Origin of the sequence: Cupriavidus sp. SK-3, assembly GCF_000611145.1 — a bacterium.
Lineage (GTDB): Bacteria > Pseudomonadota > Gammaproteobacteria > Burkholderiales > Burkholderiaceae > Cupriavidus.
Window position 1 is genome coordinate 31,891 of sequence record NZ_JFJV02000285.1, and the last position, 15,042, is coordinate 46,932.

Below are 15,042 nucleotides of genomic sequence, written 5' to 3' on the forward strand. Positions count from 1 at the left end.
CCGCACTATGTGTGCTAGCAAACGGTTATCCGTGCACACCGGCAGTACAGTCCAAAAACCGGCCCTTGTCCGCATTGCACGCGGAGCGGCAGGTCGCCCTGGCATCGTGCCGCGATCCGGCTCGCCGCCCGGCGCGCTTTGGGTTGCCTGGCAAGAATCACACTCATCGGACATCGGAACGCTATGGGCGCAAACGAAGTGGAACCTCTCGGTCATGTGGCAGCAAGCAGCCAGGACATAGCACAGGGCTCGCCACGGGATGCGCGCCGGCGGCGCGCGCTGATTACCGGTATCACCGGCCAGGATGGCTCGTATCTGTGCGAATTCCTGCTCAACAAGGGTTACGAAGTGCACGGCATCAAGCGGCGCAGTTCGCTGTTCAACACCGACCGCATCGATCACCTCTATGAGCATCCGCAGGCAGAAGACCGCCGTCTGGTACTGCATCACGGCGATATGACCGACACGGCCAGCCTGGTCCGCGTGGTGCAGCAGTCGCAACCGGACGAGATCTATAACCTGGCGGCGCAAAGCCATGTGCAGGTCTCGTTCGAGGAACCGGAGTACACCGCCAACACGGACGCGCTTGGCACGCTGCGTCTGCTCGAAGCCGTTCGGATCCTGGGGCTGGAAAAACAGACTCGCTTCTACCAGGCGTCCACCTCCGAACTCTACGGCCTGGTGCAGGAGATTCCGCAGAAGGAGACCACGCCCTTCTATCCACGCAGCCCCTACGCGGCGGCCAAGCTGTACGCCTACTGGATCACCGTCAACTATCGCGAGGCGTATGGCATGTATGCCTGCAACGGCATCCTGTTCAATCATGAGAGCCCGGTACGCGGAGAAACCTTCGTGACCCGCAAGATCACGCGCGCGATCGCCCGCATTGCGCTCGGCCTGCAGGACACGCTGTACCTGGGGAATCTCTCGGCGCTTCGTGACTGGGGCCACGCGCGCGACTATGTGGAAATGCAGTGGCTGATGCTGCAGCAAGCCGTGGCGGAGGACTTTGTGATTGCCAGCGGCGAGCAGCATAGCGTACGCGAATTCGTCGAGCGCTCCGCGGCCGGACTCGGCATTACCGTGCGTTTCGAAGGCGAAGGCGTAGACGAAGTCGGCGTGATCGCGCATGTCGACAAGAGCCGTCCGGAGCTGTCCTCGCATTGCAAGGCCGGAGACGTGATCGTCCGCGTGGACCCACGCTACTTCCGCCCGACGGAAGTGGAAACCCTTCTGGGCGACGCCACCCGCGCGCGCGAACGGCTGGGCTGGTCGCCGCGCATCGGCTTCGAAGAGCTGGTGCGCGAGATGACCGAGTCAGACTTCTCCGCGGCGCGCCGCGATGCCCTGGTCAGGATGGCCGGCTTCCGTGCCTACAATCATCATGAATAGGAACACACGGCGTATCTTCGTGGCGGGCCACCGCGGCATGGTGGGATCCGCCATCGTCCGGGCCCTGCGCGCTGCCGGCGAAACCGACATCGTCACCCGCTCCCACGCGGAACTCGACCTGACCGACCAGCAACAGGTGCGCGAGTTCTTTGCCACCGAAGGCATCGGGCAGGTCTACCTCGGCGCGGCACGGGTCGGCGGTATCCACGCCAACAACACCTACCCGGCGGAGTTCATCCAGCAAAACCTGATGATCGCGGCCAACGTCATTCACGAGGCCTGGCGCAGCCATGTCGAGCGTTTGCTGTTCCTCGGCTCGAGCTGCATCTACCCCAGGCTGGCCACCCAGCCGATCAGGGAGACCGAACTGATGACAGGCGCGCTGGAGCCCACCAACGCGCCTTACGCCATTGCCAAGATCGCCGGCATTGCCATGTGCGACAGCTATAACCGGCAATATGGCACCGACTATCGCTGCGTCATGCCCACCAACCTGTATGGCCCCGGCGACAACTACCATGCCGAAAACAGCCACGTGATACCGGGCTTGATCCGGCGGTTTCATGAGGCGCGGATCGCCGGCGCCGCCACGGTGGCAGTCTGGGGCAGCGGCACGCCAATGCGGGAGTTTCTCCACGCTGACGACCTGGCCGAAGGCTGCCGCCACGTGATGGCAATGTCCAGGGACGCCTATCAGGCCTGCGCCGCGCCCACGGGCATCCTCAATATCGGCAGCGGCGATGAACTCACGATCCGCGAACTCGCGATGGAGGTGGCCCGGGCGACCGGCTACCGCGGTGAAATCCGTTTTGACGCGACCAAGCCGGATGGCACGCCGCGCAAGCGGCTTGACTGGAATGCACTGGCGCAAACCGGATGGAATCCGCGCGTCGACCTGGCAACCGGCCTGCGCCTGGCCTACGAGGACGCGTTAGCCAGCGGCCTGCTGGGCGCCGCGCAGACCGAGGCAGTTCCCATAACGTAAGAGGCCAGCGGTGCGACCTGTTGCCAGGCGATGGCCCAAGGAGACCGACATGATGCAAGATCTGTCATCGTTCAAAATGCCAGAGGACTTCCGGGGACGCTCAGTGTTTATCGTACAGCTGTGGTGGATCGTCGAAGCGACGCTGTTCCGCCACTCGCTCCGCCGTGCCGACGGCTTCCGGCGATGGTTGCTAAGGCTCTTCGGCGCACGGGTGGGCAAGAAGGTCATCATCCGTTCCACCGTGCGCATCACCTATCCGTGGAAGATAACGATCGGCGACCATTCCTGGATCGGTGACGATGTGGAGCTCTATTCCCTGGGCGAGATCATCATCGGAAGCAACACCGTGATCTCTCAGCACAGCTACCTCTGCGGGGGCGACCACGACTACCGCTTGCCGGACTTCCCGATTCGCTCCCGCACGATCCGGGTGGAAGACGAGGCGTGGGTTGCCTGCCACGTGTACATCGCGCCCGGTGTCACCATCGGCCACGGAGCTGTCATCGGTGCCCGCAGCGCGGTGTTTGAAGACATGCCGGCAAAGATGGTCTGCGTGGGCAGCCCGTGCCGTCCGATCAAGCCACGACTGCCGGAACCGGTCCTGAAGTTCGTGGAAAACGCGGCTTAGCCCGCGCCTTTTGCCGTCATTCCCATGCGGTGCCGCGCGGCAGGCAATCTCGTTGCCGAGCCAATGGGATGCCGCGGCCAGCCGTCGTCGCCTGCGATCCGCATGGGCGGCCCCCCGGACGCGCGAACCGGTTCAATCCAATCCATCTGTGCGCTCCCACACAGTATCGGCAAGACATAGTTCTTGCCTGAAGAAATGCTGCACTGCTACATTCTTTACTGGCCGGGATAATTCCAGAGCCGCTACAAAAGCCAGCAAATCAATCGTCGCCTGACATTCCGCGATAGCCAAGCGCAAGCTTGCGCCGTTGCAACACAATGCCATGCCGACTCAGCTGATATTGGTCCGCAATGGCATCGGGGTGAACGGCGTAAGCCGCGAACCCAGACCGGGGATGCCGACTTTCATCTGTTTTCTCGGCAACCACAGGCAACCAGGCCTGTGGCGGACTTCCTTTGCGCGTATCTCGCCGTGGGACAGGTATCTGAAAATCGCAATTTTCATGGACTCGATCCCGACGATGAATACGCTATCCTCTCCGAATATCGCCCACCCGACGGACAGCAGCACACTGGCAAAAAGGGAGTCGTCCGAATTCAATTGGCCGCCAGGCCATCGCGATGACGAAGATGCTGGCACCGCCGTCAAACCCTATTTCGAGCAACTCCGCCCCTACCTCGCCGCCAACACCATGCTGCGCGGCACAATGATCCCCGCGGTGGATATTCCGCACGCAAGCGATGGCATGAAGGCGAACGCGCACTACTTCAGCCATCCCCGGTGGATGGAGGACTGGCTTGCCGCCGTACACCGCTACCCGGAACTGCGCGAGCGCTGGCATGCCGCCGTGGGTACGTTGGACGGGAAGGTGCTGATCGATATCGGTTGCGGTCCGGGGAATCTACTCGCCACGCTAGGAGGTCGGCCACGCATCGCAATTGGCGTCGATATCGCGCACGGAAGCCTTGTGCACGCTGCCAGGGTCGGCTACGTGCCGCTGCTGGCGGACGCGCACCATCTGCCGTTAAAGTCGGGGGTAGCGGATATCGTTGCCATCAATGGGTCGCTGCACCATTGCGATGACATGCCAACGGTACTCAGGGAGGCGGCACGCCTCGTGCGGCCCGGCGGCACGCTGATCATAGACCATGATCCCCAGCAGTCCGCCTGGGACTTTCGCGGCCTGGCATTGATCCTCTGGAACCTGCGCCTGCCAATCTACCGCTGGCTCAAGCGCGGGGGTCATTGCGCCGCGGACGATGAGCAGTCCTGGGCGCAGGCAACGGAGTTGCATCACAGGCCGGGCGACGGCATTTCCGAGCAACTACTCCACTCCACGCTGGAAGGCCTCCGGTTCCGCATTGACATCTATCCGCACAACCACTATGTGGGCAAGGAAAGCCTGGACGGTGTCATGGGCCGCCAGCCGCTGAAAATCAGGGTGGCGCAAAGACTATCCGGCATCGACCCCAAATCCCGAGCCGCTGCACTGAGCCTGCTCTGCGTGGCCAGGCGTGAGTTCGCAGACCGCGCCGCGCCGGGGTAAGGCGACGCGCCCGCCCGCCAAATGATGGCTGGTGTGTCCTGCCGAACATACGCCCTCCCACACCAAAGGCAACACTTGGGACCATTGCGAAGGCCAGGGGCGCGGCGCCCCGGGCGCTTCATCGGGAGAACGCCCGCAGGCCAGGGGACGCGGCGCGGTGCCTGCGGCCCGCCGGACAACATGCCGGCCTTGTCCCTCCCATGCGCGAGCAGGCTGCCCCGTGGTCTGCCTTGAAATACTGAGAGGAGCCAGCACATGCGTATCCCGCTCAACGCGGTGTGGGACATGGTAATGATCGGGCTGATCGTCTCGCTGGTCAGCATCTGCCACTCCATGTCGCACGTCAGCACGCCCACGTTGCTGGCTTCGTCGCTCATGCTGGCGGCCGTCATCGCCGCACACTGGGTGATGCATAACAATGAGCGGCTCCCGTCGATGGCGGACGCGGCGGTGCTGCTTTTCGAGTTGATGTTTCTGCTCCTTGCGCCGAATGTCCAACTGGCCTTGCTAGAGGAGAACCTTGTCAACACCTCGGTACTCAACGAGACGTACGCCGTCATCACGAACCTGCTTTGCATGACCTTCGTGCTGAGCTACCTGCTGGCCAGGCGTTACATCCTCGCCCGCACAAGGCGACGTTCCGTTCGTCCGCCGACTCGCCATCCCTCCACCCGGCTATCGGTGCGTCGAGCGCTTTTTCTGGTACCGGTTGGCCTTATTACCGTCTACCTGTCAACGCGGTCCATCGAACTGGTCACGCTGGGGACGTTCGAATCATCGCCCGCCTACCTCCTCGAGCAAAAGTTCTTCTGTTTCATCCCGGTGCCGATGTTGTTCATGATTGTCGCGGCAAAGCGAACCCGCTTTCTGAAGGAACCGGTCTGGATTCTTTTTTTCCTCTTCTTCCTCGCCTGTGTACTGGTGAACCTGAACCCCGCAATCGAGAAACGCAATACGCTCGGTCCGGTCTATCTGGGGCTGCTGTTCCTGCTGGTTCCCGGCCTGGCCCGCACGTCACGCGTCCAGATCACCGTGCTCCTGCTTCTGATGGGAGTGTTCTTCCCCTTGTCTTCGGCTTTCACGCACAATCAAGTGGAGTCCTGGGATCTCAAGGCGATACTCGATCCCGATCTCTACTTCTCCCACTTTGTGCAGTTGCACTATGATGCCTGGGCGAATCTCCATACCATGGTGGAACTCGTCGACCACCAGGGAATTCAATTGGGCAGGCAGCTGCTTGGCACGTTCCTGTTCTTTGTTCCGCACACCCTCTGGGAAACCAAGCCGCTGGCCACGGGCATCGTAATCGGACAGTACCTGTCAGCAAACTACCAGATGGATTTCGACAACTTGTCGGCACCTCTGGTCGCGGAAGCCTATGTCGACTTCTCCGTGTTTGGCATCGTCATCGCAGCGGTGGCGCTTGCATGGCTAACGCGTTTGCTTGATAAGTTCTGCTACTCGGATAATCCTCTGGCGCAGGCTGCGGGAGTCTATTTTTCCCTCTATCTGATCTTCCTGCTGCGCGGCGCGCTGATGGTCGCCGTCGCCTACGGCTCGGGCGCGGCGCTGGCCTTCGTTGCGGTAGACCGTGTGATGCGTTACCGCCAAAAGCGCGCGCAAGCGCGCATTGACTCGCTGCCGGCACACCCGGTCACATCCTGAGCAGCGTCGGTCTCGCTGATCGACTCCCGAACGCCGCCGTGGCCCCTGGACCGCGGCGGCGGCACCGCGCTACCGCCATCGCCAACGTCGAGCGGTGACTCGCCAAGCGAGTCCGTCCGGCGTCATGCCGCGGCTGGCGCGCGCCACTCCGCCGCCGTCGCCGATGCAGATGCTCGGCACGCGTTCCGCCCCGAAGCCGCGTCGAATCTGTGTGCTAGCAAACGGTGCCGACGGCATGGCAGCCGTACATTGGCGTCAAACCGCCATTCCGGAGTTGGCGCCACTCGCGTTGCAAGTGGATATCCGAGGCTGAGGGAACTGAGAGGCAGGGCAGGATGATCGACATCTATCACAACATGCTATGGCCCAAATACAAGGGCGCGGTCTTCAGCGAGGCGTTCTCGCATGCACGCCAGCTTGGCCGGAGCGTGCGCTTTTCTCACGTCGTACCGACTGACGGCGGTCGCACGGCAATGAGTAACGTCGACGCGAGCTATCACAAGTATCCGCATCGAGTGCTGTTCGACCTCCCCTATGAAGCGATTCCCCGCTGGAAGCTTTGCCTGCGGCTGGTGCAGGAGGTCTGGTGCTCGCCAGCCGACATCGTGGTGATGCCCGGCTATCACCTGATCGAGTACTGGGCCATGCTGCTTGCTTGCATGATGCGCAGAAAACGGCGCGCCGTCTTCTGCGACGCCACGGCCATGGATCAGCCTAGCAATCCGATCAAGCATCGCCTGAAGGTATTCTTCTTCCGACACTGCGACGGCGTATTCGTCTACGGACAGCGCGGCTACGCCTACGCCGTGTCGCTCGGGGCCGAGCCGTCGCGGGTATTCGACCGTTGCCAGGCGGCGGCCCTGCCACATGGCTACCGCCCGGAACACGCAGAGAAACGTCGCCTGGAACTGGCGCCATCGCCTTCGTCGCCCAGGTTCCTCTTTGTCGGACGAATCTCGGAAAAAAAGGGGGTCAAGGACCTGCTGCGCGCCTTTGCCCTGGTCCTGCGCGAGCATCCGCTCGCCACCCTGGTCCTGGCCGGCCCGTGTGATGACAGGCAATCGCTGGACCGCCTCGCCGGCGAACTCGGCGTGACAGCCGCAACGGAGTTTCCCGGCCCGATGGCCATCGACAAACTGGCCGCCGAGTATTGCCGTGCCACGTGCCTCGTGCTGCCAAGCCATAGCGAGGCGTGGGGCCTGGTGGTCAACGAGGCGTTGAGCTATGGCTGCCCCGCGGTGGTCAGCGATCATTGCGGCTGTATTCCGGAGCTGGTGCTGGAAGGAGAGACCGGCCTGACGTTTCCGGTTCACGACATCCAGGCACTTGCCGGCACCCTTGGGCGGGCGGTGCGGATCTTTAGCGATGTCGAAGCCACGGCCCGCAGGTGCCTGGAAGTCATTGGAGAGTTCACGCCGGCGGTGGCTGGACGCACCATCGTGGACGGGTGCATCACGATCCTTGAGGAGGCACGATGCTGAAGGTTGCCGCGCAACGCACCGGCCGGCTACGCCGCGTGGTGCCGCGGCCCGAGCAGGCGCACCTCGGCAAAAGCCGCGACAGCGGCGCCAGGCACGCCACGGAAACACAAGGCAATCGATGCTGAGGAACAGCATGTCCAATCGAGTTATCTTCCTGGGTCCACTGCCACCGCCCGTGCATGGCTATTCCGCAGCCTGCCTGCGCATGCTGGAACACTTGCGCAAGCAGGCCAGCGTCATCACGCTGGACACTGCCTGGGCGGGCACCGGCAAGCTCGCGCTGGCAGGCAGCCTGTGCCGGCGGTTCATGCTCTGGCTCCGGCTCCTGTACGCCTGCCTGTCGCAGCGGCCCCGCTCTTTCTACATGGGCATATCAGGCGGGCTCGGGCAAATGCTCGATATCCCCTTCGCACTCACGGCGCATCTCTTTGGCTTGAGGATCTTCATCCATCACCACAGCTTTGCCTACATCAGCAGGGCGCGCTGGTACACGCGTGCGCTGCTATGGTGCGCGCCGGGGGCCACGCATCTTTCGCTGTGCGACGGCATGGGCGAGAAGCTGATGCAGATATACGGCCTGCCCGCCACGCAGGTACGCGTTCTGCCCAATTCGAGCCTGGTTGACTTCGAGCAGGAGGATGTCCCCCAGCCATTGCTGCGCCACAAGCTCACGATCGGCTTTCTTTCGAATATCACCACGGCCAAGGGCATCTTCACCTTCTTTGCCCTGGTGCAACGCGCCCAGGAACTGAACCTGGACATCGATGCGCGCATCGCGGGGCCTGTCGCGCAGGAAATCCTTGCCGATTTCAACGCGGAGCTCGCCCGGACACCCGCCGCCCGCTACGTCGGCGCGGTACATGGCGAAGCCAAGCATCGGTTCTTTTGCGGCATCGACGTGCTGGTGTTCCCCAGTACCTATGCGAACGAAGCCTCTCCGCTTACCGTGCTTGAAGCCCATAGCTATGGCATTCCGGTCATCGCCAACGACCGCGGCTGCATTGCCTCGATGATTCGCGGCGACGGCGGCCTCGTAGTCGCCCAGGGAGCCGACTTCGTAGCTGACGCGCTTGCGTTCCTGCGCAAGCAACAACCCCAGCGCACGCAAGTCACGCAGTTGCAGGCATCACTGCGCGACCAGTTCCGGATCGATCGCGAGCACGCGGGAGAAGCCCTGGGTCAGATCGTCCAGATGATATGTCACTCTTGACAAGCACGCTAACCAGCTTCCCATCAGGTGGTTAATTACCAGAGGCCAGACGCGATGAATGATCTCAGTATTCTTAAATTGAACCATTCAGACATCTTCGGTGGAGCGGCCCGTGCTGCCTATAGAATTCAAGGCGCATTGCAAGCGGCCGGTGTCGACGTTCGCATGCAAGTCGTGAAGAAGCACTCCGACGATTGGGTTGTCAGTTCCAGCCCGGGCATCCTGCCCAGGATAAGGGGGATAGCAGGGGGCGCTGTGGGAGAACTTACCTCGCGCCTTCTGGGCCCCAAGGACAGCACACTCAGATCACCGGCCATATTGCCATCGGGGATAGTAAGGTCTATCAACAGGTCCTCTGTTGACATCGTCCACCTGCATTGGATATGCGGTGAAATGCTATCAATCGAGGAACTGGGCCGTATCAACAAACCTGTCGTCTGGACTATTCACGATATGTGGGCCTTCTGTGGCGCAGAGCACTACACAAGTGAATTGCGCTGGCAGAACGGATATGCAAAGGTCCCCCGACAGGCTGGCGGGTCGGCGATCGATTGGGACCGCTGGGTCTGGCAACGCAAGCGCAGGGCGTGGAAAGCACCGTTTCATATTGTGAGCCCAAGCCATTGGCTGGCCACCTGTGTCCGGGATAGCACGTTGATGGGCGAGTGGCCGGTGACCGTGATTCCGAATGCGCTGGACCTGGAGACCTGGCAGCCCGTAGACCAGCGTGTGGCACGCGGCCTGCTGAAGCTGCCGCTTGAAAAGAAAATTGTCGTGTTCGGCGCAATCGGTGGGGGCCGGGACGAGCGCAAGGGTATCGATCTCCTTCTCCAGGCCCTGAACATCCTCGATGTCGGCACAGACGAGATAGAGTTGGTCGTGTTTGGCCAGAGCCAGCCGAAAGAGCCAGTGAAATTGAAATATAAAACTCACTACCTGGGCCATGTTCATGACGATTTGACATTGCGCTGCATTTACAGCGCGGGCGATGCGATGGTAATTCCGTCGAGACAGGAAAATCTTCCTAATACCGGCCTCGAATCCATGGCATGCGGTACGCCGGTAGTTTCGTTCAATATCGGTGGGCTTCCGGATATTGTCTGTCACCAGCGCAATGGCTGGCTTGCCAAGCCCTTCGACGTCGATGATCTCGCGAGGGGCATAAAATGGGTAATCGAAGACGAAGCCAGGTCAAATGTTCTGAGAATGGCCGCAGAAGAAAAGGCGAAAGAATATTCGTATTCAAATATAGCGCAACGCTACGGTGCGTTGTATCGTTCCATCCTTAACCAGGGCACGCAAGAATCCAACACGCTTCAAGGCGACCTGATGGCGCCTGCCAGCTAGCCTGTCTCTTCCGACACGGGAAAGCCCGGCACACGCCGCCCGCTTCGGTCGTGGAGAGTGGCCGTGGTAGAGGGTGAAAGACGCTGACCAAGAAGCGCAGGTAATATGGAAGCACGAGCTCGCTCGCTCGGAGCACCTGCGGTGCATCAACGGTCCGTCCCGCTACCGGAACTTGCGCAGCGCCGCGCCGCCAAGGGCGCGCAGCGTCGCCAGCGGGCCGAGCCTGGTCAGCAGTATTCCGAATTTCTCCAGCCGCTTACGGTGCGGGTGCGCTGCGCTCATTCCGCTTTCCTCTGTCGACGACAGCGTCACGCCGAGATAGTAGAACGCTTGTTTGGAGAAGCGGAGGTAGTACTGCAGCACGAAGTCCAGGTCGGCGTAGATCGGCCAGCGCTCGTCATACCGCAGATCGCAGATCCAGAATGCCATCGCTTGGTGGCAGGCATGGATGATCCCGGCCTTCAGCACATCGACGACATCCGCGGACTCGTGCCCACGCACGGTGATATTGTCGCCATACACAAGACGGCATTCCGGCTTTTCCCTGACCGCCTCTGCGATTCTCTTCAGGGCGAACTCATCCGCGAAACAGTCGCCCGAGTTCATGAAGTTGACCCAGTCCCCGGTGGCATGGCGCAGGCCCTTGTTCATGGCGTCGTAGATGCCGCCGTCCGGCTCGCTGATCAACACATCGATTTCCCGCCGTCGCGCCTGCATGAGTTCGACCGACCCATCCTTCGAGCCGCCATCGATCACAAGGTACTCCAGGTCAAACCCAACGCGTTGCTGACTGGCCACGCTGTCCATGGTGCGCGCCAGGCCATCGCGATTGTTGTAGTTCACGGATATGACGGAAATTCTTGTCATCTCGAACCCTGAAAAAAAGCGGCAAAAAAAAGAATCGCTGCCATCAGGGAAGGGCGGCCCGGGTTGCGGGACGTCTCCCGACAGACAACGACATGCTCTCCCGGTTTCCCGCCGGCGTCAGGGTTTCGTCTGCGCACGACCCGGCCGCGGCCGAGCGCGGTACAGTTACCTCGGCTGACGAAGAATCCGTAGCGCGCCCCGTGGCAGCATCCATAGCGTGGTGACTGAATTGGCGACAATAAGCGCGATCACAACGTACTGGAAATTGATGTTGCCCGTGAGCAGAAGCAGCGCACCCAGCACGCCAGCAACCATCAGCTCGGACATGCCCATCTTACTCAGACTTGCGAACGCCTTAGCCCCCATTAACACCGGAATGCCCGCCTGCGTTGACACGATGATTGCAAAATATAGCGCGCATAGCGATGCCGTGGCATTTGAGATCACAAACTCGGACGACGTCCAGAACGTAATGACATAACCACCGAGAACCGCTGCCCCGGCAATCACCAGAACGCCGTAGGCGGTATAGAGCAGGCTCAGCTTCTTGTAGAGCGCAAGGAGCCACTGGGTATTCCCGTCGAGAAGATGGCGATGGGCAATCGGCCAGAGCGGCTGGTTGATCATCCATACCGCGCTGCTCAGCAGCATGTTGGCCCTGAACATCAATGCAAGCAGGGCCGCGTCCTGCGCGCGTCCGGACTCATAGCACAGAAGCACCGCGCCCTGCTGCAAGCAGGCGCCAGAGAGTTGCGCCAGCAGGAAGGCCCTGGAATTCACAATCAGTTCCCTGGCCAGGCCCGGCGCACGAACCCCATGCGGCAAGCCAACCCGTCTCAGCACACTGGCGAAGCAGCCGAATTTCGCCAGGATGAAACCCAGTTGGCTGGCGACGAACAGGGACACCACGTCCGCCGTGGCGTCCGACTGGGACGCCACATAGATGAAGAGGACATTCAGGATGTTGGACGCGGCACCAATGAGGTTGTTGACATGCTGACGGCTTTGTCCCTGGTTGACCGACTCTCCGAGCGAGAATACGAAGATCAGCGCATTGCAGCACAATGCGGCAATCAGCAGATTGAAATACTCCGCCGAGAACAGCTTGGCGCCGCTGCCCTCCAGCACCGGCCGGAACGCCAGCGCCAACACGATCACCGCACCAAGCAGTGCGCTGAGCCATAGCGCCGACTCAAGCACCACGGCCGGCAGTGTGCCTTGTTTGCGTTTGTCCGCGGCATGCGCCGACACCGTCGGCCATACGCCGATCGCCACCAGGGTCAGCCAGGTCGTGATGCCGTAGTAGACCATGATCGCGCTGAAATCCTCAGGATTGAGCACGCTCGCGAACAGCGGGATGCTGATCACCTGATAGGCAACGCTGGACCCCTTCGAGACAAAGGAGCTCATCACGGCGAGCCGGATCGACCTCATATCCTGTTTCTCTTCCGCGTTCGCCATGCCATCGCCGAACTCAGCGGCCGTAGCGGATCGGGCGTCCGTGGCTCCCTTTCCTTGCATCGTTCATTTCCTCGTGATCGGCTCGCCTGCCGCGCATCACTGACGCTGATTCCGCCATCGTGCGGGATGCAGTTGAAACCAAGAATGTGCGCCAGCAAACAATGCGCGCGGTGGGCCCCATGGCGCAGCGGCATGCCACACGAGCTCTGTTGGCATGGCGATCAATTCGGGCGCGGGCGATGTCCTATAAGTCTCCATAGCGCCGCAGCGCGATGCCGGCGCTCTTGAGCTTCGCAGCCAGTTCGGCGGGCTCGAGCAACGGCGCGGACTCGTCCCGCCGCCAGGGTTCGGTGAAGCCGGGATGAACCGACATCTCTGTCACGCCATCGCGCAGGATTGCCGGCAACCGCAATGCCCAGCCGGGCTCGCGCGGGTCCGCCGCGATGTAGTAATCGGTATGCCGAAGGCCGGAAAAGTGATGCAGCAACCATACATTCAAGGCGCCGCGTATCGCATTCTTCTGGAAATAGCAGTTCTGGGGCCGGCGGGCCCATTTGATGCCAGCCTGCAACATCTCCTGTTTGATCGCGCGGATGACCGCGGGGTACTTGTGCAGATGCCCATGCCCGTCGACATGCGTGACCTGCACGCCGTGATCACGCAATTCGGTAAGCTGCTGGCGAAACGCCTCTCTTATATCCTTCTCCGCAAGCAGGCCTGCCATGGCGCGTACCCGCTGTGCCTTGCACGGCCGAAGCATGCCGTCGCCGCCGCTAAGGGACGACTTCCCAGCCTGTGCTGCAAGCCGCCCTTCGACGATATTGAAATGCAGGCCGAATGACAGCTGCTTGCGATGCTGCCTGGCGTAGTCATAGGCCAGCCTGGACGCGGGACACCCGGCCAGGATGGTCGCGCTGGTGAGAAGACCGCCTTCGAAGCAGGAAATGGTCGCCTTGACGGTGTCTTCGTCATACCCGAAATCGTCGGCGTTGATGATCAAGCTTCGCATCGTCTTCTCCAGCGCTAGCCGGGTTGCAGGAAGGGAGAAGGCGCGGCCCGAGGGCAACCCCGAGCCATGACACGCCCCTGCACGCAGGCTACCCAACGCCACTGCCCCAATCCGTGCGGCCGCCCACACTCGATCCCGATTCCGGCCACGCGGTGCAACCCCGCGACCAGTGTGCGACAGCGCACCGAATCGGAACGAGCGGCTTCCTAAGATGCGATCATCCGTGGACATGGCATGCCTTGCGATGTCCGTTTGGAACAAGCATGGAGAATACCGTGAACGCATGCAATGATGAGCCAGAATTCCGCACCGGCGCTTCGCTTCGCAATACGTTTCTCTCGCGCCTGACCTTGCTCGGCGCCTGCGCTTTGCTGGCAGCCTGCGTTGCCGCCTCGCCCGGGATGACGATGAGTTCCCGGGCCTCCACCACCGCGATGGGGTCGGACGCCGAGGTCGACGTGACACCGATCACCCTGGACCTGGTTCGTGAACTGAAGGGCAAGAGCAGGCCGACCAATCAAAGTGTGGAAGAACTCTACGCGACACCGCAGCCTTACCGGATCGGTCCCGGAGACATTATCTCGGTGGTGGTCTGGGATCACCCTGAACTGGTGTTTCCGACGCAGACTTACAGCATCGGCGCCGCGTTCGAGATTCCGACCTCCAGCGGCGGCTCCAATGTGCCCGGCTATGTGGTCAGCGCCCAGGGCGATATCCAGTTCCCGTATGCGGGCGTGCTGAAGGTGGCCGGGAAGACCGCCAACGATGTGCGCGACCAGATGGCGCGCATCCTGTCGCGGGTGGTGAAGGATCCCCAGATGACGGTCCGCGTGCTGGGCTTCCGCAGCCAGCGCATCTATGTCGACGGCGAGGTGAAGACGCCGGGCATGCAAGCCATCGACGACGCGCCGATGACCCTGGTGGAGGCGCTCAACCGCGCCGGGGGCGTACTGAACCTGACCGGCGACAACAGCCGCGTGCGCGTCACGCGCGGGGAGCAGAGCTGGTACGTCAACATCCCTGCCCTGCTCGCCAAGGGAGTGGATCCCGCACGCATCATGCTGCGCTCCGGCGACATCGTGCGCGTCGAGCAACGCGAGGACAGCAAGGTCTTCGTCACCGGTGAAGTGGTGCGGCCGGTTTCCCTGCTGATGCGCAACGGGCGCATGTCGCTTAACGAGGCGCTGGGAGACGCGGGCGGTGTCAACCCCGGATCCGCCAACGCCGAGCAGATCTTTGTGATTCGCAAGACGGCCACTGATGAACCGAAGGTGTTCCACCTGGACGGGACCTCGCCGGTTGCGCTGGCCATTGCCGAGGGCTTCGAGCTCGAACCCAAGGACGTGGTCTATGTCGACGCAAAAGCGGTGGTGCGCTGGAGCCGGGTCATGAGCCTGCTGATCCAGCCGGTCGTGGGCACGGCAAGCATCGCTCGTCCGTAGTGGAGACAG

The 15,042-nt window shown here is 61.8% G+C and carries 13 protein-coding genes; 10 read left to right on the plus strand and 3 right to left on the minus strand.

Annotated features, from left to right (window positions below):
- The first annotated feature begins 183 nt into the window (after positions 1-183).
- The 9 genes from gmd (at position 184) to CF70_RS31545 (ending at position 10,254) form a co-directional block, all read left to right on the plus strand.
- Positions 184-1,392, plus strand: coding sequence for a GDP-mannose 4,6-dehydratase (gene gmd / locus CF70_RS31510; protein ID WP_081862452.1), 1,209 nt, complete (start codon positions 184-186; stop codon positions 1,390-1,392).
- Positions 1,385-2,377, plus strand: a complete 993-nt coding sequence (locus CF70_RS31515; RefSeq protein WP_035875124.1) for a GDP-L-fucose synthase family protein — start codon at positions 1,385-1,387, stop codon at positions 2,375-2,377. The genes gmd and CF70_RS31515 overlap by 8 nt, the downstream gene beginning before the upstream one ends.
- 49 nt (positions 2,378-2,426) lie before the next feature.
- The gene (locus CF70_RS31520; RefSeq protein ID WP_035875127.1) at positions 2,427-3,005 is read left to right on the plus strand and encodes a putative colanic acid biosynthesis acetyltransferase; all 579 of its coding nucleotides are present in this window, start codon (positions 2,427-2,429) and stop codon (positions 3,003-3,005) included.
- Between the two features lie 322 nt (positions 3,006-3,327).
- Positions 3,328-4,551, plus strand: coding sequence for a class I SAM-dependent methyltransferase (locus CF70_RS31525; RefSeq protein ID WP_235185286.1), 1,224 nt, complete (start codon positions 3,328-3,330; stop codon positions 4,549-4,551).
- 255 nt (positions 4,552-4,806) lie between these two features.
- Positions 4,807-6,216 (plus strand): O-antigen polysaccharide polymerase Wzy, encoded by a 1,410-nt coding sequence (locus CF70_RS31530; RefSeq protein ID WP_051649296.1) that lies wholly within the window; start codon positions 4,807-4,809, stop codon positions 6,214-6,216.
- 335 nt (positions 6,217-6,551) lie between these two features.
- Complete coding sequence (locus CF70_RS31535) at positions 6,552-7,697, plus strand: glycosyltransferase (RefSeq protein ID WP_035875132.1); 1,146 nt, start codon at positions 6,552-6,554, stop codon at positions 7,695-7,697.
- Positions 7,691-7,822, plus strand: a complete 132-nt coding sequence (locus CF70_RS38650; RefSeq protein WP_255350711.1) for a hypothetical protein — start codon at positions 7,691-7,693, stop codon at positions 7,820-7,822. The genes CF70_RS31535 and CF70_RS38650 overlap by 7 nt, the downstream gene beginning before the upstream one ends.
- Before the next feature lie 8 nt (positions 7,823-7,830).
- A complete protein-coding gene (locus tag CF70_RS31540; protein WP_160172316.1) occupies positions 7,831-8,907 on the plus strand; it encodes a glycosyltransferase family 4 protein in 1,077 nt (358 codons plus the stop codon).
- Between the two features lie 54 nt (positions 8,908-8,961).
- The gene (locus CF70_RS31545) at positions 8,962-10,254 is read left to right on the plus strand and encodes a glycosyltransferase family 4 protein (RefSeq protein ID WP_051649299.1); all 1,293 of its coding nucleotides are present in this window, start codon (positions 8,962-8,964) and stop codon (positions 10,252-10,254) included.
- A gap of 162 nt (positions 10,255-10,416) precedes the next feature.
- Here CF70_RS31545 and CF70_RS34130 read toward each other — a convergent pair whose 3' ends face one another.
- The 3 genes from CF70_RS34130 to CF70_RS31560 form a co-directional block, all read right to left on the minus strand.
- Positions 10,417-11,121: a glycosyltransferase family 2 protein gene (locus CF70_RS34130; RefSeq protein WP_081862454.1), complete on the minus strand. Its 705-nt coding sequence runs from the start codon at positions 11,119-11,121 to the stop codon at positions 10,417-10,419.
- Between the two features lie 165 nt (positions 11,122-11,286).
- Positions 11,287-12,642, minus strand: coding sequence for a lipopolysaccharide biosynthesis protein (locus CF70_RS31555; RefSeq protein WP_035875135.1), 1,356 nt, complete (start codon positions 12,640-12,642; stop codon positions 11,287-11,289).
- Positions 12,643-12,826: 184 nt separating this feature from the next.
- On the minus strand, positions 12,827-13,822 hold the full coding sequence (locus tag CF70_RS31560) for a ChbG/HpnK family deacetylase (RefSeq protein ID WP_235185288.1): 996 nt from the start codon (positions 13,820-13,822) through the stop codon (positions 12,827-12,829).
- A gap of 32 nt (positions 13,823-13,854) precedes the next feature.
- Here CF70_RS31560 and CF70_RS31565 point away from each other — a divergent pair, with 32 nt between their 5' ends.
- Entirely contained in the window at positions 13,855-15,033 is a 1,179-nt protein-coding gene (locus CF70_RS31565) for a polysaccharide biosynthesis/export family protein (protein ID WP_081862455.1), read from the plus strand.
- Positions 15,034-15,042: the final 9 nt, after the last annotated feature.

Excerpts from the sequence above, each read along its gene's own strand:
- gmd (WP_081862452.1), top strand. The coding sequence starts at position 184 with ATGGGCGCAAACGAAGTGGAACCTCTCGGTCATGTGGCAGCAAGCAGC.
- CF70_RS31515 (WP_035875124.1), top strand. The coding sequence starts at position 1,385 with ATGAATAGGAACACACGGCGTATCTTCGTGGCGGGCCACCGCGGCATG.
- CF70_RS31520 (WP_035875127.1), top strand. The coding sequence starts at position 2,427 with ATGATGCAAGATCTGTCATCGTTCAAAATGCCAGAGGACTTCCGGGGA.
- CF70_RS31525 (WP_235185286.1), top strand. The coding sequence starts at position 3,328 with ATGCCGACTCAGCTGATATTGGTCCGCAATGGCATCGGGGTGAACGGC.
- CF70_RS31530 (WP_051649296.1), top strand. The coding sequence starts at position 4,807 with ATGCGTATCCCGCTCAACGCGGTGTGGGACATGGTAATGATCGGGCTG.
- CF70_RS31535 (WP_035875132.1), top strand. The coding sequence starts at position 6,552 with ATGATCGACATCTATCACAACATGCTATGGCCCAAATACAAGGGCGCG.
- CF70_RS38650 (WP_255350711.1), top strand. The coding sequence starts at position 7,691 with ATGCTGAAGGTTGCCGCGCAACGCACCGGCCGGCTACGCCGCGTGGTG.
- CF70_RS31540 (WP_160172316.1), top strand. The coding sequence starts at position 7,831 with ATGTCCAATCGAGTTATCTTCCTGGGTCCACTGCCACCGCCCGTGCAT.
- CF70_RS31545 (WP_051649299.1), top strand. The coding sequence starts at position 8,962 with ATGAATGATCTCAGTATTCTTAAATTGAACCATTCAGACATCTTCGGT.
- CF70_RS34130 (WP_081862454.1), bottom strand. The coding sequence starts at position 11,121 with ATGACAAGAATTTCCGTCATATCCGTGAACTACAACAATCGCGATGGC.
- CF70_RS31555 (WP_035875135.1), bottom strand. The coding sequence starts at position 12,642 with ATGCAAGGAAAGGGAGCCACGGACGCCCGATCCGCTACGGCCGCTGAG.
- CF70_RS31560 (WP_235185288.1), bottom strand. The coding sequence starts at position 13,822 with ATGTCCACGGATGATCGCATCTTAGGAAGCCGCTCGTTCCGATTCGGT.
- CF70_RS31565 (WP_081862455.1), top strand. The coding sequence starts at position 13,855 with ATGGAGAATACCGTGAACGCATGCAATGATGAGCCAGAATTCCGCACC.